This window comes from Rhodoglobus galactosidasius (genome assembly GCF_054957775.1).
This window is the reverse complement of sequence record NZ_JBQIAV010000002.1, coordinates 316,506-334,741: the sequence shown is the minus strand read 5'-3', so window position 1 is coordinate 334,741 and position 18,236 is coordinate 316,506. Positions and strand designations below refer to the sequence as shown.

15 protein-coding genes are annotated in these 18,236 nt (G+C 61.8%); 11 read left to right on the top strand and 4 right to left on the bottom strand.

Features of this window, described 5'->3' with window-relative positions; all coding sequences use genetic code 11:
- Positions 1–369 precede the first annotated feature (369 nt).
- Together ACTJJW_RS04235 and ACTJJW_RS04230 are read left to right on the top strand one after the other, a co-directional pair.
- The gene (locus ACTJJW_RS04235; protein WP_462642882.1) at positions 370–633 is read left to right on the top strand and encodes a hypothetical protein; all 264 of its coding nucleotides are present in this window, start codon (positions 370–372) and stop codon (positions 631–633) included.
- A gap of 2 nt (positions 634–635) precedes the next feature.
- Positions 636–1,613, top strand: a complete 978-nt coding sequence (locus ACTJJW_RS04230) for an FHA domain-containing protein (RefSeq protein WP_462642881.1) — start codon at positions 636–638, stop codon at positions 1,611–1,613.
- 43 nt (positions 1,614–1,656) lie between these two features.
- Here the strand turns inward: ACTJJW_RS04230 and ACTJJW_RS04225 are convergent, their stop codons facing one another.
- Both ACTJJW_RS04225 and ACTJJW_RS04220 read right to left on the bottom strand, forming a co-directional pair.
- Positions 1,657–4,533 (bottom strand): aminotransferase, encoded by a 2,877-nt coding sequence (locus tag ACTJJW_RS04225; protein WP_462642880.1) that lies wholly within the window; start codon positions 4,531–4,533, stop codon positions 1,657–1,659.
- A 181-nt stretch (positions 4,534–4,714) separates the two neighbouring features.
- Positions 4,715–4,864, bottom strand: coding sequence for a hypothetical protein (locus ACTJJW_RS04220; RefSeq protein ID WP_462642879.1), 150 nt, complete (start codon positions 4,862–4,864; stop codon positions 4,715–4,717).
- Between the two features lie 105 nt (positions 4,865–4,969).
- Here ACTJJW_RS04220 and ACTJJW_RS04215 point away from each other — a divergent pair, with 105 nt between their 5' ends.
- On the top strand, positions 4,970–5,425 hold the full coding sequence (locus tag ACTJJW_RS04215; RefSeq protein ID WP_462642878.1) for a TlpA family protein disulfide reductase: 456 nt from the start codon (positions 4,970–4,972) through the stop codon (positions 5,423–5,425).
- Between the two features lie 27 nt (positions 5,426–5,452).
- Positions 5,453–6,025: a DUF4395 domain-containing protein gene (locus ACTJJW_RS04210; protein ID WP_462642877.1), complete on the top strand. Its 573-nt coding sequence runs from the start codon at positions 5,453–5,455 to the stop codon at positions 6,023–6,025.
- 31 nt (positions 6,026–6,056) lie between these two features.
- On the opposite strand, the gene ACTJJW_RS04205 is transcribed toward ACTJJW_RS04210, so the two are convergent.
- Positions 6,057–6,449 carry a RidA family protein gene (locus tag ACTJJW_RS04205; RefSeq protein ID WP_462642876.1) on the bottom strand — a complete coding sequence of 131 codons (393 nt, stop codon included), beginning with the start codon at positions 6,447–6,449 and terminating at the stop codon, positions 6,057–6,059.
- Between the two features lie 48 nt (positions 6,450–6,497).
- Positions 6,498–7,898 carry an amidase gene (locus ACTJJW_RS04200; RefSeq protein ID WP_462642875.1) on the bottom strand — a complete coding sequence of 467 codons (1,401 nt, stop codon included), beginning with the start codon at positions 7,896–7,898 and terminating at the stop codon, positions 6,498–6,500.
- Positions 7,899–8,016: 118 nt separating this feature from the next.
- Here ACTJJW_RS04200 and ACTJJW_RS04195 point away from each other — a divergent pair, with 118 nt between their 5' ends.
- From ACTJJW_RS04195 to ACTJJW_RS04165, 7 genes are all read left to right on the top strand, one after another.
- The gene (locus ACTJJW_RS04195) at positions 8,017–9,300 is read left to right on the top strand and encodes an aspartate aminotransferase family protein (RefSeq protein WP_462642874.1); all 1,284 of its coding nucleotides are present in this window, start codon (positions 8,017–8,019) and stop codon (positions 9,298–9,300) included.
- Positions 9,301–9,330: 30 nt separating this feature from the next.
- Positions 9,331–12,267 (top strand): FAD-binding and (Fe-S)-binding domain-containing protein, encoded by a 2,937-nt coding sequence (locus ACTJJW_RS04190; RefSeq protein ID WP_462642873.1) that lies wholly within the window; start codon positions 9,331–9,333, stop codon positions 12,265–12,267.
- Positions 12,264–13,739: an NAD-dependent succinate-semialdehyde dehydrogenase gene (locus tag ACTJJW_RS04185; protein ID WP_462642872.1), complete on the top strand. Its 1,476-nt coding sequence runs from the start codon at positions 12,264–12,266 to the stop codon at positions 13,737–13,739. Before ACTJJW_RS04190 ends, ACTJJW_RS04185 begins: the two co-directional genes overlap by 4 nt.
- Positions 13,740–13,789: 50 nt before the next feature.
- Complete coding sequence (locus ACTJJW_RS04180; RefSeq protein WP_462642871.1) at positions 13,790–14,500, top strand: GntR family transcriptional regulator; 711 nt, start codon at positions 13,790–13,792, stop codon at positions 14,498–14,500.
- A 128-nt stretch (positions 14,501–14,628) separates the two neighbouring features.
- Positions 14,629–15,813 carry a M24 family metallopeptidase gene (locus tag ACTJJW_RS04175; protein ID WP_462642870.1) on the top strand — a complete coding sequence of 395 codons (1,185 nt, stop codon included), beginning with the start codon at positions 14,629–14,631 and terminating at the stop codon, positions 15,811–15,813.
- On the top strand, positions 15,810–17,027 hold the full coding sequence (locus ACTJJW_RS04170; protein WP_462642869.1) for an aminotransferase-like domain-containing protein: 1,218 nt from the start codon (positions 15,810–15,812) through the stop codon (positions 17,025–17,027). Before ACTJJW_RS04175 ends, ACTJJW_RS04170 begins: the two co-directional genes overlap by 4 nt.
- Positions 17,024–18,235, top strand: a complete 1,212-nt coding sequence (locus ACTJJW_RS04165) for a M20 family metallopeptidase (protein WP_462642868.1) — start codon at positions 17,024–17,026, stop codon at positions 18,233–18,235. The genes ACTJJW_RS04170 and ACTJJW_RS04165 overlap by 4 nt, the downstream gene beginning before the upstream one ends.
- Position 18,236 lies beyond the last annotated feature (1 nt).

Genomic DNA, 18,236 nt, shown 5'->3' with positions numbered 1-18,236 from the left:
CATAACCCGCATCGCCTTCGGCTTCAAATCCCCCGACGCCCTCATCGCCCTCGCGATGCTCAGCCTCGGTGGCCACAAACCCGTGCTCCCCGGCAGGAATTAACCCACGGAAGAGACAGGAGAGCCCCTTATCGCGCTGGTTACCGTTTTCACGTATGTGCCGGCGCTGATCTTTGGACAAGTTGCCGGAGTCTTCGTAGACCGGGCTAGGAAGCGGCGACTGATCTAAACGACTCCTGGTGAGAATGCCCTAGATCTCTCGAAAGGGGCTTCCCCGAGGCGACGGCCTCAGATATTGTTGCCTTAGAGTGGGCGGACTCGAACACGATGGCTGCCTGATTCCTGAACGCAAGCGAAAAGGAAGCAACCATGTCTGACATCGACAACCCCACAGCAGCTTCGAACGCAGCAGGCCCCGAGGTGCACGAGATCAAGGACTGGACCGATCTCGGTAAAGAGATGTGGTCGTATCTCACCGGCAAGAGCGCTGTCATCAACTACAGCTTCATCGACATGATCGTCGAAGTGCCGCGTGATGTCGGTCCGGATGCTCCGCGCGCCACCTGGAAGTTGAACGGAACCCTGAGAGTCACCACGAGCGAGGGGTCCGGCACCGAACCGCTCGCCCCGTAGCGATGAGCGCCACCACTCGACTTGATGTCGACCTAGTTTTTTCCCTCGTGGAGCCGATCAGAACATCGGCCGCGTCATCCGACACCGCCGCGCCCGCGCCCGAACAAATGAGCGGCACCATTACCGCCAGCGGCCTACACATCGAGGTGTACTCCAACAAGCCCGAACTCTTCGTGCAGACAGGAACGATTAAGCTCAAAGATCTTCGCGGTCTCGCCACAGCACTGGCCGAGCGGGGTCTCAGCGTCTCCCTGTCTGGCCCGGACGGTGTGATAGTTCAGCTTGGCGCTGTGCACGCGTCGGTCACCCAGCGTGTGCTCACCGGCTCCTCGCATATTGCTCTCGGCAGCCGGAAGGCCTTAGCTCCGCTGCTGCGACGCCGCAGCGCCGGAACCACGAAAGTTCGTGCCGTGCTGCTGCCGCCAGCAACCCTGTTGCCCCTCGTGCCCACCTTTGATCGCCTGATTCGCCGGAAGATCACCACAACTCACTACGCATTTGGGGGAGGTCGACCTCGGCTCTTCTTCGTGGTTGGATCCGAGAACTGGAATGGCCAAATGCCGCGCGAGGTTGAACTTCTGCCGGGCATCACCACGATTGGTTCGTCGCCGTCGGCGGATCTGCAGCTCCCGGGCTTGCAGCCATTTCACGCCGAGATTCGCCATGAATCCGACGACGAGTATGTTCTGTATTCGCTGGGCGAGGTTGGGGGAGGGTCGCAGCCGCTCCCTGACGAGCACCCAGGCCGGCGGGTGCTGCGCACGGGTGCCCGGATGGAGATGGGGCAGTGGCGAATCGGATTCTTCCGTGAGGAGTACGCCGACCACGGCCGGCCCCACGGCGGTCGACGGGGCGGTGAAATAGGGCACCAAAAACCGCAGCCCGGCCGCCACAGCGCGAACCAGCCGCTGACTGCCCCGCCAGCAGAAACCGCTGCGGTGAGGAGCGATTCCGCGCCGCTGGGTGATCCCGAGATCTAGTTGTTCGCGCAGGTCGGCGACGGCTCGTTCTCGTCGGCCGGTGTCACCACCCAGTCGTCAGTACCTGATCAAGGGCATCCACGAAGGCGTCGGCACTCGCGCGCGTGAGACACATCGGCGGTTTAATCTTGAGCACGCACTGATGGTCCGACGTGGGTTGAACGATGACGCCCACCTCACGCAGGCGCTCGCAAATAGCCTGGGTTTCCTCGGTGGCCGGTTCTAGTGTTGCCTGGTCTCGTACGAATTCAAGACCGAGATAGAAGCCGCTGCCGTGCACGGTTCCGACGAGCGGGTGGCGCTCGCCAAGCGATGCGAGGCGCTTCTTGAGGTAGCTGCCGGTTTCGACTGCGTTCTCCTGCAACTTTTCATCGCGGATCACATCGAGCACAGTGAGACCGACAACGCTCGACACCGGACTGCCGCCTGCTGAGGAGAAGAAGTAGCCCTGCGAGCGGTAGTGAGCGGCGATCTCCGGAGTTGTGATTACTGCACCGAGCGGATGCCCGTTGCCCATAGCCTTGGCGGCCGCGACGATATCCGGCACAACTCCTTGCTGCTCGAAGCCCCAGAACCACTCGCCGAGGCGGCCGTAACCGACTTGAACCTCGTCGGCGACCGCGAGGCCGCCACATTTGCGCACTGCGCTGTAGACCGCGTCGAGGTAGCCGTCGGGCAGGGCGATGCCACCTGCGTTGCCGTAGAAAGTCTCCGCAATGAAGGCGCCGACTGGGGTTCCGGCGGCGGCCAGGCGCTCGACCTCGGCCACAGCCTCGTCAGCGTAGCGGCTGGACTCCGTGCCGCGGTGCTTACCTCGGTAGGTGTTCGGTGCATCGACGGTGTGCACCCAGTCCGGCCGCGTGCTGAGGGCGTCAGGGTTGTCGGCGATCGAAGTGGATACGGCATCCGAAAGGTAAGTCCAGCCGTGGTAGGCCTCGCGAACGGCGAGCACGTCGCTGCGTCCTTTCCATGCCCGGGCAATGCGCAGCGCGAGGTCGACCGCCTCCGAGCCACTATTGACGAGGAAGACTGAGCTGAGGGTATCGGGGAGCAACGCGCTCAAACGCTCGGAAAAATCCACGACCTCCGGATAGTTGAAGCGGGAATTGGTATTCAGGAGGCTCCACTGCCGGGTGACGGCGTCGGCGAGGCGCGGGTGCGCGTGTCCGATCGAGGTGACGTTGTTGAGTACGTCGAGGTAGACCCGGGCATCGGCATCGACGAGATACTCTTTCCATCCGCGCACCATCATCGGAGGCTCGTCGTAGTAGAACTCCTGGGCGTCGGCGACGGTGCCCCGTCGGCGAACAATAAGGGCGGCCGAATCACGGTCGGTGCTGGGAAGCGTCTGTCCAAGCACGAGCGGTGTTGGATCGCAGGCGAGAGTGCGCCAGGCGGCAGCGAGTTCCGGGCCGACAAACCAGGGCACCTCGACGTCGCCGAGCGACGCCCGCACGCAGAGCCGGTGCTGCACGTGGGCGATTGGCGCGCCAGCGTCCACATCCGAGCCGGTGGGAACAAGCGCTTCAGCACCCTCGAGTGTGAGAAGCACTCCGTTGCCGCGGAACTCAACACCGTCGGCGCTGTGTGTGACAATGCCCGGCCAGGGGGCGGTCAGTTCCTGCGGCTTTGCCAGTGTGAGCTCGATGCCGAGCGGAGTATTCAGGGGCTCTGGATCGATCGGAACGCGCGCGCGGGTGAGCCGGGGCTCGGCGAAGCGGGTAACCGTGGCGGAAGCACCAGCGGTGATGGCCTCGGCTGCGATCTCCGCTTCGGCTTCGTCGTCGAGCCAGCGCCCGTTGTCGAGCGCCGCACTCGTCGCCGAGAAATCCAGCACTGCGACAGTGCTCGGATTCAGCGCCGGGAACAGCGTTCCGCCCGATGGCAGGCTGGCGTGCCGCACATCGTGTCCGAGCGAACTGCGAACGAGTTCGTTCGCCACGGCCAACGGTACGGAGGTGGCCTGCTCGAAGATGCGCAACTCGTGCAGCAAGTTCTCGCTCGCATACTCATTGTCGGGGTCGGTAGTTTGCACGTGGTGGCCGCTTGCGACGAGTATCACGCTGCGGAGCACCACGAGTGGCCAGAGCTCTTCGGCCTCAGCGAGCGAGAGCGGACGGATTGAGTGGTACGCGGTGACGGCGCGCAGGACGGACGGCAGTGTCGCCCCGGCGTGGTGCAAAAGGGAGGAAACCGTGATGGCGATCTCGCCGACAGCCCAGCTACGGTTGACATCGCCGAAGTCGATGATCCCGTCGGGAACACCCGTGAGCGTGTCGTTCGAGACGACATTATCGTCGGTGAGGTCGCCGTGGATCGTCTGGACCGGAAGCTCAGCGGATAAGGAAGACACCTGTGCCCACGCGGCATCGCCCGCCACGCGAAGGCGCGAGCGGAGCGCTTCGTCATCGACATGAGGCAGGAGCGCGTCGAGCACGGCCGAAGCGCGGCGGAGATCCCACTGGTTTGAGCGCTCGATGCCGGGGGCATCGAAGTCCGCGAAAGCGACCGCGACACGAGCTGCGAGAGCTCCAATCGCGCGTACAGCCTGGGGGGACAGGTAGCGCCCGCCAGAGAGGGGTGTGCCGTCGACGAAGTCGAGCACGCGGGCGTGCAGTTGCTGGCCGTCGACCGTGAGTTCCTGTACGCGTGCGCCGTCACGTCCGGTGCGGGTGAGCGGCACCCGGATGCTGGACTCCCGTGCGGCGAGGTGTGCGGCGGCGAGCGATTGTGCCTCGAGTTCAGCTTTTGTGGTGGCAGGGTTGGAAATTTTCAGGAGAGTGCGCTCGCCCGAGTCGTCCAGAAGGAAATTGCGGTCCTGATGGCTGCCGAGCGAACGGGCCGTAGCGTCAATGCCAAAAAGCGTGTCGGCGAGAGCCGTGGCATCCTCCTCGGAAATCTCCGGAGGTGGGTCTTGCACCAGGGAAAATTCGACTGAGGTAGACGTATCCTTCACAGATGTTCCGCTCGTGAGCTCCCGCACGCAAGTGCCGCAGGCGCCCGGGCGGCAGCCGCCCATCCAATCTATGCCAATACCCTCGACCGCGCTTGGAATCCAACCATCGCCGCAACGCCCTGAACGTGAGCAGAGTGTCGATTCACTAGGCGTCGACGGTGACATGCATGGCCTGAAGTTGCTGACGAATCTCGTCGGCGCCGGCCTGCTCGATCATGCTGGTGAACATGGCGATGCGCTCGGCGAGGTAGCGGCGCAGCACCGTTGCGAAGAGTTCTACTTTTCTGGTCCACATCGGAATATCCGAAGCTGCACGGGACTTACCTTGAGTAATCTCGCGTCACACAACGTCGACGCGCTCGATCAGTAAATACTCTCGATCAGTAAATACTATGGGGAGATGATTGTTGTGGAAACCCTGACTGTGCTTCTCGGCTTGGTGGCTGTATCCACCGTGCTGGGTGTGGTTTGGCGTGCCCGAACCGGCCGCATTCAGCGGACCTCGAATACTGGCGCAGCGTCCGAGAACCGCATTTCGATTCCGGATGCACCGGCATTCGGTTCCCGAGTGACTTTGCTGCAGTTCTCCACCCAGGTCTGCACCCCCTGCAAGACGACTCGCGCGCTGTTGAGCGATCTCGCCGACGAGCTCGATGACGGAACCGGAACAGTAATCCACGTGGACATCGACGTGACCTCACGGCCCGAGATTGCGAACAAGTTCAACCTGCTCCAGTCTCCTACTACCTTCATTCTCAATGGCAACGGCGTGCTGCAGGCGCGCATCGGCGGTGCTCCCAAAATTAACGACGTGAGAGCTGAGCTCGACCGGATGCTTAGCCCGGTCCTTCTCTAGCGACCCAAATTGACGAGCAGGACAACAATGACCACCAACTCGAAGCAGCCAGGCACCCCCGAGCAGGCACGGCTTTCCCATTCGAAGGCGGCCCTGGTGGCCAAGCCCGGTGAAGGCGGCATTGACCCGCGCGGCCCCCGTTTCGGTGCCGGAATCACTGCGGTACTGCTCCTCATTGTGATCGGTCTAGGTTTGGACGCTGCTGCGTCGCCATCCGCGGGGATCGGCGCACGAGCCAGCCAGTCGGCTTTCATCCTGTTCAGTATCATTTCTCTCCTTTTCGCCTGGGGAGCGTTCGCGGGGATCAAGCGACACCCCTATGGCTTGCTCTACAAAAGCACCCTTCGTCGTTGGTTGAGCGCGCCTAGCCACCTCGAAGATCCGCGGCCGCCAACGTTCTCGCAAGGTGTCGGTTTCGCCGTAACCGTGATCGGCATCGTGTTGCACCTCGCGGCCGTACCCTACGCACTCGTCATCTTTGCGGCCATGGCCTTTATCGCCGCATTCCTCAACTCGGTGTTCGACTACTGTGTCGGCTGCCAGATCTACGTGCTGCTGGTTCGAGCTGGCCTCGTTGGTCGGCGTCGATCCGAATCGTGAACTGACGGAGCGTCTCCTTCTCGCAGCTGATTCATCGCCTTGTGCTGGCCGGTAGCGCCACGACGACATCAATTTCGACGAGGAAATCGAACAACTGTGAGCCAACGGTGGTGCGCACCGGGAACGGTGCGCTGAAGAACTCTCTGTACGCTTCGTTGTACTCGGCAAAGTCTTCTTTCAGGTTCTGAAGATGTGCCGTCACCTTAACGGCGTCATCGAGGGTTGCGCCGTGCTCCGCAAGTACGGCGGCAATGTTGCGCAGCACCTGTCGTGTCTGGTCGCCGACGCCTTCCGGCATCATGCCCGTCTCCGGGTCCAACGGTCCGAAGCCTGCGCTGAAAAGGAAGCCGTGGGCCACGATTCCCTGGCTGTAAGGTCCGGCGGGGCGAGGGGCTTTCGCAGTGTCGATGGTAATTCTCGACATTATTTCCTTTCGTTGCAGGCAGAACGTCACGGCCGTGACGCTGCGACGTCAGCTGGACAGCACCGGTGGCCTGCCAAACGGGGCAGCATCGGCGTATGCGGCAGCAGCACGCAGAATGAGCGCATCCGAGTGACGAGGCCCGACCAGCTGCAGACCGATCGGAAGGCCGGTTGAGGTCAGCCCGCACGGCACGCTTATTGCCGGTTGTTGAGTGAGATTGAATGGGTAAGTAAATGGCGTCCACTCGGCCCACCGGGTCAAGCCGGAGTTGTGGGGAACCTCAATGCCCACATCGAACGCGCCGATCGGAACGGTAGGAGTCACGAGGAGGTCGTATTTCTGGTGGAAGGCGCCCATGGTGAGGCCGAGGTCGGCGCGCACTTGGGTGGCCGCCAGGAATTCCATGGCGGTTGTTTGTTGACCAGCCCGTGCGGCCTCGAGGAGGCTCTGATCCATCTCCGCCCACCGCTGGCGGTCATAGCTGTCGATCACCTTGCCCGCCCCAGCGAACCAGAGCGTGTGGTAGGCGTCTATTGGGTCAGTGAATCCTGGGTCGACTTCTTCGACGATGGCGCCCAAGTCGGACAGAACTTTGACGGCCGCGTCGATAGACGCCGCAACGTCAGGGTCGACACGCACATAGCCAAGGTCGCGACTGTAGCCGATGCGCAGTCCGGCGATGCCCTTCTTGAGTCCGTTCTGAAAGGACTTCGTCGGTGGCGTCAGCGCCGACCAGTCCCGGGAATCGAAACCCGTCAGCACATCCATCATGAGGGCAGCATCCTCCACGGTGCGTGTCATGGGTCCATGATGGGCGAGGGTGCCGAAGGGACTTGTCGGATAGATAGGAATGGCACCATAGGTGGGCTTGAGTCCGACGATTCCGGAGAAGGCTGCGGGGATCCGTATTGATCCGCCGCCATCGGTACCTACCGAGAGCGGTCCCATGCCGAGCGCGACCGCCGTTGCGGAGCCTCCGCTCGAGCCTCCGCTGGTTTTGGTGGCGTCCCAAGGATTTCCGGTGTTGCCCGTAAGAGGGCTATCGGTTACGCCCTTCCAGCCGAATTCTGGGGTAGTTGTCTTGCCGATCAGTACGGCTCCGGCTTCCTGCAGCCGTGCGACAGCGGGAGCATCCTCGGCCCAGTCTTGATCTTTGTTGGTTAAACGGGACCCACGCAGAGTTGGCCACCCGCGTGTGAGCAGTAGGTCTTTGATGCTTGTGGGGACGCCGTCGAGGATGCCCAGGGGTGTGCCAGCTTGCCATCTGGCCTCTGATTCTCGTGCTTGACGCAGTGCGGCTTCTTCGTCGACGAGGCAAAAAGCATTGAATTCTCCGTCGAGGCGGTTCAGGCGGTCGAGGACGGCTTGGGTCGCCTGGACCGGCGATACAGCGTTCGATCGGTAGCCGGAGAGCAGTTCTGTGGCGGTGAAATCGGCGAGATCATCCATTGCGCAAGTTTGACCCCAAGATAATCAGATTGTCAACAATCAGACTTGAATCAGGCTTCACTAGCCCGTAGTGTCATATTGTTGACAATCAGCAACTCCATCTTGAGGAGATATTCTTATGACCGCTCTGAAACCGTTGCTTACCAAAGCAACTCTAAGCCCGCTATTGAAGCAAGCCACTCCCGTCGTTGTGGAGCGGGCCCTCGGTAGTTGGATTTACGGTACCGACGGTGAGAAGTATCTGGACTTCACAACGGGAATCGGCGTCACGAGCACCGGGCACTGTCATCCTCGTGTCGTAGAGGCAGCTCGAGAGCAGGCAGGGATAATCATCCACGCGCAGTACACGACTGTCATGCACAAGCCACTGATTGCGCTGACGGAGCGACTCGGTGAGGTGCTGCCGAGCGGCTTAGACAGCGTCTTCTATGCGAACTCCGGGTCAGAAGCGGTCGAAGCCGCCATCCGACTCGCCAGGATGGCCACTGGGCGTCCAAACATCATTGCTTTCCACGGCGGATTCCACGGCCGCACCGTAGCCGCTGCTTCACTGACGAGTGCCGGCACAAAGTTTCGCTCCGGGTTCAGCCCCATCATGGGCGGCGTACACATCGCCCCATTCCCGTATGCCTTCCGCTATGGCTGGGATCTTGAGACGGCCATTGATTTTGCGTTGAAAGAACTCGACTACTTACTTCAGACGATCTCCTCGCCCGCAGACACGGCAGGTTTCATCATTGAGCCAGTGCTTGGTGATGGCGGCTATCTGCCCACTCCGCCGCGGTTCCTGGAGGGACTGCGCGAGCGGGCAGATCGTCACGGCATCGTGCTCATCCTCGACGAAGTGCAAGCAGGCGTGGGCCGCACCGGCAAGTTCTGGGGGCACGAGTACAGCACCGCTAAACCAGACGTTCTGATCACCGCCAAGGGGTTAGCCAGCGGCTTCCCGATCTCGGCGATCGCCGCATCCACCGACTTGATGAGCAAAGCCTGGCCGGGCTCGCAAGGGGGAACCTATGGAGGCAACGCCGTATCCGCAGCAGCAGCGGTGGCGACACTGGATGTCGTTCGCGAAGAGGGTCTGGTCGAGAATGCCCGCGTTCGCGGCGATCAACTGCGTGCGGGCCTCGATGCGCTGCGACTGACCAATCCGCTGATAGGCGATGTGCGCGGCCTAGGTCTGATGCAGGCAATCGAATTTGTGACGGAGACCGGTGAACCCAACACGGCACTGGCCAACGCGGTTCAGCAGGCAGCCATCGCGGAAAACCTGCTTCTACTCACCTGCGGCCCAGGCGGCAACGTCGTCCGGATTATTCCCGCCCTGAACGTCGACTCCGAGGAAATCGCAAGCGGGCTCCACCGTCTGGGTGCTGCACTGCACGCCGTCCAAGACGATTAGGAAACCGGCAAGAGAGAGTGTGGTTAGCCGATGACGATAGCAGTCCTTGAGGCGCCGCTTGCCGCGCTGCGCGAGCGGGGCATCCACCTCGACACGTCCACGCGAAGGCTGGCCGAGTACGCTTACGATGCCTCCAATTACCGTGTGGAACCGCTCGGAGTTATCTTCCCGCGCACTGCGCAGGAAGTAGCCGAAACCCTCGCCGTATGCCACTCGTTCTCCGTGCCCGTGGTTCCCCGTGGTGGTGGGACATCAATGGCGGGCAACGCGGTCGGCCCCGGTATTGTGCTCGATTTTTCGCGACACATGAACGCGGTACTGCACATCGACCAGAACGCCAGACAGGCCACGGCTGAAGCCGGAATCGTGCTCACCACATTCCAAAACCTGGTACAGCAGGCAACCGGGGGTGAGCTGACCTTCGCCCCGGACCCATCCAGCAAGTCTCGGGCAACACTGGGAGGCTCGATAGCCAATGATGCCTGCGGCAATCACTCAGTCAGATACGGGCGCACATCCGATCACATCATCGCCCTCGACTTGGTTACGGCGGACGGCATTCGGATAACCGCGACGCGAACGGGCATAGAAGCCACAGTTGCGGGGGACGCACCAGCCGAAGCGAAAGCCGCGAGTCTGGCCGCAGCCCTGCGCAGTCTGGTTGATGACAGCCTCAGCGATTTTCGACTAGAGCTTGAGCGGATCCCACGACAAGTTTCGGGCTTTCATCTTGCTCACCTGCTGCCGGAGCATGGTTTCGATGTGTCCCGCTCGCTCGCAGGCAGTGAAGGGACCTGCGCGATCGTAGTGAGCGCGACGGTCCAGCTCGTGCCCACTCCGGCTGCTGCGTTGCTTCTCAGCCTGGGGTACAACGATGTGGTCGAAGCAGCCGAAGACGTCATGTCCATTCTCGAATTCTCTCCGGCTGCCATTGAGGGAATCGACGAAGCGATCGTCGAAACCATGCGGCATCGACGCGGGAAAAATTCGGTGCTCGGCCTGCCGCAGGGCAAGGCTTGGCTATATGTCGACCTCGATGGCGAAAATATCACCGAGGTTGCGGCCACCGCCGACCGGTTGCTTGCCCGGTTACGAGAGAACGGTCGGCTGGTTGAAGGGAGGGTGGTCCCTGACCTCGAAGAACGTGCCTCGCTGTGGCGGGTACGCGAAGACGGCGCTGGGCTTTCTGCCCGGCTTCACACCGGTGGGGAATCGTGGCCGGGATGGGAAGACTCCGCCGTCGCCCCCGAAAATTTGGCAGCATACCTGCGCGATTTTCGAGGGCTATTGGTGCGGTTCGACCTGCAGGGTGTGATGTACGGGCACTTCGGTGCCGGCTGCATGCACGTTCGGATCACCTTCGACCCACGTACCGAAACGGGGAGGAACGTGATGGAGGCGTTCATCCGGGCGGCCGCGGAACTGGTCGTTCGACATGGCGGCTCGCTTTCGGGTGAACACGGCGACGGACGGGCCAGGAGCGAACTTCTGCCGATCATGTACTCGCAGTCGATGATCGATGCCTTTGTGCGCTTCAAAAATTGTTGGGATCCCACCGGCATCCTGAACCCGGGAGTTCTGGTCGACCCGGATCTGTTCATCGACAACCTCGCCCTCAGCGGGGTGCCAGAGCGTGAATGGCGCACCAGTTTTGATCTGCGACCGCACACGCGCTCGCCCACACAACACGAGATCGACCCATTCACGCATGCCGTTCAGGCATGTGTCGGGATTGGGCGTTGCCGGTCGGACTCCGGCGGCGTGATGTGTCCCAGTTTTCGGGCGACCAAGGACGAGAAGGATTCGACCAGGGGGCGTTCGCGTGTGCTCCAGGAGATGGTTCGCGGAGCCTCGAGTGTGGAGGAGGGATGGCGTTCGGAAGACGTGCGCGAAGCTCTTGACCTCTGCCTGTCGTGCAAGGCATGCTCGACGGATTGTCCCGTGGGCGTGGACATGGCCAGTTACAAGGCCGAGTTCTTCTCCCACTTCTATCGGAATCGGCTGCGCCCGATGTCGCACTACTCGCTTGGCTGGTTGCCAACCTGGCTGAAGTTGACCGTGCACGTGGCGCCGCTTCTGAATCTTATTGTGGCGTCGCCGTTGGGTAAGGCTGTATCTGTGCTCGGTGGGCTCACCACCAAACGTGCCCTGCCGAGATTTGCCAGCGCTCGTCAACTTCGCCAGGCACTCGCCCGCGGGCGTCGGGTCGACGGTGCCGCGGCGGCGGACATTACGCTCATCATCGACAGTTTCACGAAGGGGTTTCGACCCGCCGTGGCCGGTGCCGCGCAACGAGTACTCAACAGTGCAGGCAAAACTGTGGAATGCAACGCCGACGTGTGCTGTGGGCTGACCCTGATTTCGACCGGCCAGCTCACTGCGGCGAAGAAACTATTGGGAAAGGCCGCCGCCACCCTCGACGATGGTTCGGATGGCCCGATTGTGGTGATCGAACCCAGCTGCGCTGCGGCCTTCAAAAAAGATCTCCCCGAGCTGGTTAATTCGGCTGCCGCCCGCCGCGTCTCTAGTCGCATCCGCAGCTTCTCGGGGATGGTGACCGAGCTCGTCGACGCTGGTTGGCAGCCCGACTGGCACGGCGGCATGGCGCCGAAGGAGGTCACCGTGCAGACGCACTGCCACGAGTATTCGGTGTTCGGGGCGAAGTCGCAGATGGTGGCATTGCGGGCCATCGGCGTGGGAGAGGTCCGCGAAGCCACCGGGTGCTGTGGGGTCGCGGGCAACTTCGGATTCGAGCCGAGCCATTTCGACATCAGCATGGATGTCGCTGAACAGGCCCTCGCCCCGGCGTTGCGTCAGACCCCCGCAACCACCCCAGTTCTGGCTGATGGGTTTAGTTGCAGTATGCAGGTTATGCAGCTGGATTCCACACGAACAACCATGCATCTGGCCGAATTGCTCGACGCACCGACCCCGCGAGTTCCGAATCAAAGCAAAGGAAGACCATGACTCTGACAACAACTGCCCGAGACGCACAAACCGTTATCGCCGGACTCCGGACAGGTCTTTACCTCGAGAATGAGTGGGTTGACGCCGAAGGGGGGAAAACCTTTGCGGTTGAGAACCCTGCGACCGGCGAAACACTCGCCCACGTCGCGGACGGTTCCCCTGCCGACGCTGATCGGGCAATCGCGGCTGCCGGGGCCGCACAGGCAGACTGGGCCAAGACTCCGCCTCGCCAGCGCAGCGAGATTCTGCGTCGGGCATACGATCTCATCATCGAGAGGACCGACGACCTCGCAGCGATCATGACCGCCGAGATGGGCAAACCCTTAGCCGAAGCGCGCGGCGAAGTGGCATACGCAGCCGAGTTCTTCCGGTGGTTCTCCGAGGAGGCCGTTCGGATCAGCGGCGACTACACCACCACCGGTGACGGCAAGAATAGAATTCTGGTGTCCCGCGTGCCTGTCGGTCCCTGCGTGCTTATTACGCCGTGGAACTTCCCGCTTGCCATGGGCACGCGCAAGATCGGGCCAGCGATCGCGGCAGGCTGCACCATGGTGTTCAAGCCAGCGGCGCAGACGCCTCTTACCTCGTTGGCTCTGGTGCAGATCCTGCACGAAGCGGGGCTACCTAATGGCGTGCTCAACGTCGTGACGACGTCCAAGGCTTCCAGCGTTGTCGGAGTGTGGATGAAGAGCGGAATTGCTCGCAAGGTCAGCTTCACCGGGTCGACCGAGGTCGGCAAGCTCCTGTTGACGCAGGCGGCAGAGAATGTAATGCGCTCATCTATGGAGCTGGGTGGCAACGCACCCTTTATCGTCTGTGCGGATGCCGATATCGATCGTGCAGTGGACGGCGCAATGATGGCCAAGCTGCGGAACATGGGGGAGGCGTGCACTGCTGCGAATCGATTCCTTGTGCACCGCTCGGTGGCCGCCGAGTTCACCGAAAAACTGTCCGCGCGCATGTCTGCTCTGCAGGTCGGGGACGGCGCCGCACCGGGGACCGACATCGGACCACTGATCGACGCTGCCGGACTCGACAAGGTTCAAGACTTCGTCGACGACGCGGTTCGCCGTGGAGCGAAAATTGTTGTCGGAGGCAGTCGACCAGACGGCCCGGGCTACTTCTATCCGCCCACGGTGCTTGCCGATGTAAGCCCTGACTCGACGCTGATGGGAGCCGAAATCTTTGGGCCGGTAGCTCCAGTCGTTGTCTTCGACGACGATGACGAAGCCATCGCACTCGCGAACGACACGGAGTGGGGACTCGTCGGGTATCTCTTCACCCAAGACATTGATCGCGCGTTGCGGCTGGGCGACGAGCTCGAAGTCGGGATGGTGGGTCTGAACACCGGCTTGGTATCGAACCCCGCAGCACCGTTCGGCGGGGTTAAACAGTCCGGTCTCGGGCGCGAAGGCGGCAAGGTCGGAATCGATGAGTTTCTGGAGTACAAGTACCTAGCTATTCCGCGGTGATGCGAGCGAACGCACGGACCGGGCAACTGTATGGTTTCTCAAAGGAGGACATGATGGATGGTGAAGGTGGCCTGTCGGCCCTAGAAGGTCGACCGACTTCGGTATTGATCGCGAACCAGTTGCGCGAACGGATCATCGACGGTTCGTTCAAGCCCGGTGAGCAGATTCGCGAGGCGAACTTGGTCGAACAATTGCATGTTTCTCGGGGGCCGGTGCGCGAGGCGCTCCAACGCTTGAGCCAGGAAGGTCTATTAGTCAGCCACCGAAACCGCGGCGTGTTCGTTCTCGATCTGACGGTCGCGGACGTGAGCGAGATCTATGCCGCCCGGGAGGCGATAGAACTCGCTGCGGCGAAGGCCATCCTCGCGCTGGAACTAGGCGAGATCGCCGCCATCGCAGGGCGGCTGTCGGCCATCATCTCGAGCATGGCCTCCCTCGTGGCTCCGGAGGACTGGCGTCGATTATCGGAACTCGACCTCGACTATCACTTGGCATTGGTCCAGAGCGCAAACAATTCCCGGCTGACAAGGATCTACTCCACCCTCGCCGCGGAGTCGCGAATGTGCATGGTCAACCTTGGGGCCTCCTATCCTCGACCCGAAGCGCTGGTCGAGGAACACCAGCGACTCGTAGACCTCCTCACGGTCGGTGATGCCGACCGCCTAGCTCAGGCGATCACTGAGCACATGGCATCGGCCGTCGAGGACCTGACCGCCTCGATGCGGGCCGGCAAGTTGGTCGACGAGCCCGGCCTCACCTAGCCTCCATCCGCCGTTCGCCAAAGCGTGCCGCAGATGGACCAAGGTGTATTTCACTGGGGAGCCTTGCGTCTGCTAAATGTGCTCGGTAGTCTGATTGTCAACAATCTACGAAGAGAATGCGTGCTCCTGTGAATATTTCCGAAAGCGAGTATGACCAGCGTCTCCTGAACGTTCGTGAGCGGATGTCGGAGCAGGGGATGTCGGCACTGCTCGTCTCCGACCCGTCGAACATCTACTACTTGACTGGCTACAACGCGTGGTCCTTCTACACTCCACAGTTTTTGTTCGTACCTTCCGCGGGAGACCTGATCCTGTTTATGAGGGCGATGGATGCCAACGGCGCGTCCAGAACGGCGTGGCTGCAGCGGGAAAACATCTTCGGCTACCCAGAAGAGTTCGTGCAGCGGCCGACCATGCATCCCTTTGACTGGGTGAGTGGCAAACTTCGCGATCTTGGTCTTATCGCTGGCGCCGTGGGTGGAACGGTCGGCCTTGAGCTCGACTCGTACTTTTTCTCGCCGAAGGCATACCTGTCGCTCGTAGCAGCCCTTCCGGAGTGGAACTTCGTCGACAGCGTCGAACTGGTCAACTGGGTGCGGGTGATCAAATCCCCGGCCGAAATCGGATTGATGCGCGCAGCAGCCCAGATCTCCACCGGCGCTATGACGGCGGCAATTGAGAACGTCAGGGTAGGTGCCAGGCAGTGCGATGTCGCCGCAGAGATCAGCAAGGCCCAGATCTCAGGCACGGCCGAGTTCGGCGGGGACTACCCGGCAATAGTGCCGATGCTGCCCACCGGCGAGGCCGCCGATACTCCACATCTGACCTGGAGTGAAGACCGATTCACCGAAGACCAGGCCGTCGTGGTCGAGTTGGCTGGAGTCTACAAGCGATACCACGTTCCCCTAGCTCGGACCCTTATGCTCGGCAGGCCATCGCAGGACATGCAGAAGGTCGTCGGTGCGGTTGGCGAAGGAATCCACGCGGTGTTGGATGCGATCAGGCCAGGGGTGCAGGCGCGCGAGCTCTCCGCGGTGTGGGATGCCGTGCTGGCTAAACGCGGTTTGGCGAAGTCCTCCCGCATTGGCTATTCCATCGGAATCGGCTACCCGCCTGATTGGGGCGAGCGCACAGTAAGCCTGCGCGGTGAAGACGAAACCGTATTGCAGGAAAACATGACTTTCCACTTGATATGTGGAATGTGGATGGACAATTACGGCTACGAGCTCTCAGAACCATTCAGGGTTTCAGCCGACGGCGTCGAGACGTTCACGAGCCTGCCGCGAGACTTGATTCAGATAGGGAACCGATGACTAACGAGACCAGAATGCTGCCATACGCGGCCCGCGCCGCCCGACTGACGGGGTCGATCATTGACTCGAGCACGTCCTTGCTCGCCGCCCAATCCCACGACATCGTTCGCTTTGCGATGGGTTCACCCGCCGACGAAGCCGTGCCGCTCGAAGCCTTTCAGGACATTCTCGCGTCGCAGCTGGACCACAGTAGCTTTACTTACGGCGCGACCGAGGGGGAGCCGGCACTACTCGACCAGCTTGTCGAGTATCTCTCGACGACGTCGGAGCCCACATCCCACGATCGCGTGATTATTACCGCTGGCGGTATGCAGGGGCTGGACCTGGCCTGCAAGATTTTCGTGGATCCCGACGATCTCGTGATCGTCGAAAGTCCGACCTACACCAACGGAAGCGCCACAGCGGCGAGCTATGGGGCCGAACTGCTTGAGGCGCCGATCGACAGTGACGGGCTCATTGTGGAGGCATTGCCCGAGTTGGTCGAGAAAGCTGGCCGGACGCCCAAAGCGATCTACGTTATTCCGAACTTCCAGAACCCGTCCGGGACGACATTGTCTGCGACCCGCCGTGAGCTACTTCTGGAGCTAGCTCACAAATGGAACTCGGTCATCATCGACGATGACCCGTACGGACTCTTGCGTTTCTCCGGTGAAGATCTGCCCAGCTTCCAAAGCCTCAGTCCAGCGGATCCGTTGCTCTTTTCCGTGCGCACATTCTCGAAAATCCTCGCTCCCGGTCTCCGAGTCGGTTGGGTCGACACGGATCCGTCGATTCGCGAACTCGTGATCAATGCCAAGCAGGCGATGGACACGTGCACCAACGTTCCCGCGCAGCAGCTGATCGCCGAATTCATCCGACGTGGCGGTCTCTCGGAGCATCTTAAAGCGATCAAAGCCCTATATCTGGAGCGCAAGATCGCCATGACCGAGAGCTTGCGGCGCAACCTGGGTGACCGTGTCTCGATCACGGATCCGGAGGGCGGCTTCTTTCTCTGGGTAACACTTGAGGGAGAGGACAAGCTGACGTCGACCACGGAATTGTTTAAGTCCGCCCTAGCCGAGGGCGTCGCCTTCATTCCCGGTTCGGCGCTGTCCCCAAGCGGCAAGTTCGATGACGCGCTGCGACTCTGCTTCGCCTCATCGACACCGGATCGCATCGAGGAGGGCGTGCAACGCCTCACTCGTGCGCTCGATCACGCACGGACACTCCGTTGACCGCCGCGGCCATTACCGCCGCTGCAGTGACTGGCGCCGAGCAAGCAGTCCTAGACAGTCTCGACATTGCAGAATTGCAAGAGTTGGCCGTCTCCCTCATCGCAGCGGGTGGGGGAAACCCCGGATCGAGCGAGGAAGCGACGGTAGCCGTGCTCCGGGAGGCTTGCGAGCGTCACGGCTTTTCCGTGGAACTGACCGAGGTGGCCCCGGGGCGAGCAAACCTCGTGGCAACACTGCCCGGCGGGTCAGCTCCCGGCCTCATGTTCCTCGGACACTCGGATGTTGTCCCGGTCGGAGACGGCTGGGAAAGTGACCCGTTCGAACCTTTCGTGCGGGATGGCCGGTTGTACGGGCGCGGGGCGACCGACATGAAAGGCGGACTGGCGGCGATCGTGCTTGCCATGGCGGCCGTCCGTGGTTCTGCGCATATGCCTCGCGGTCCCATTCAGCTCGTCTGCACCGTTGATGAGGAAGACCTCGGGCTTGGCATTCGCGCCTATGCGCCGGTCGCTCCGCGAGACACCTTCGCCGCATGCGTCGTCGCCGAGCCGACGGACCTTCAGACGGTGATCGGATGCCGCGGGGACAGCTACCTGAAACTCACGGTCAGCGGCCAGGCTGCCCACTCCGGACGACCCCACGACGGACGTAACGCCATCGCGGCAGCGGCCCGGATCCTTGAACTTGTCCGGGCGGATCACGAAGCCCTCACCTCCGCACCGGATCCGTTGCTCGGGTCCGGAACGTGGAGCGTGGGAACGATCGCTGGCGGCACGGGCACCTCGGTTGTCGCATCAGAATGTTCTGTGACGCTGGATCGACGACTCATGCCTGATGAAGACGCCCAGACGATCGTCGATCGCTTGCTGGAGCAGATCCGCGAATCTGGCATCGATGGTGATGGGATTGTCGTAGAGCTGGTCGTCGAAATGGAGATGCCGGGATTCACGACGGATCGTCGACACCCGCTCATCCAAGGCGCCGTGGATTCGGTTGTCGACGCCGGCGGCGTCAGGCAGGCAGTCGGCGGTTGGAGCGCCGCCTGTGATGGAGGCTTCATTGCGAGGGACGTCGGCATACCCTGCATCGTTCTCGGGCCCGGTGGACTTCATGATCAGGCACACCAGGCCAACGAGTCTGTGAGTACCGATGAACTGATCGTCGCGGCGCGGGCATATGCGCTGCTTGCGCTCCGGCTGGTGGGCTAGT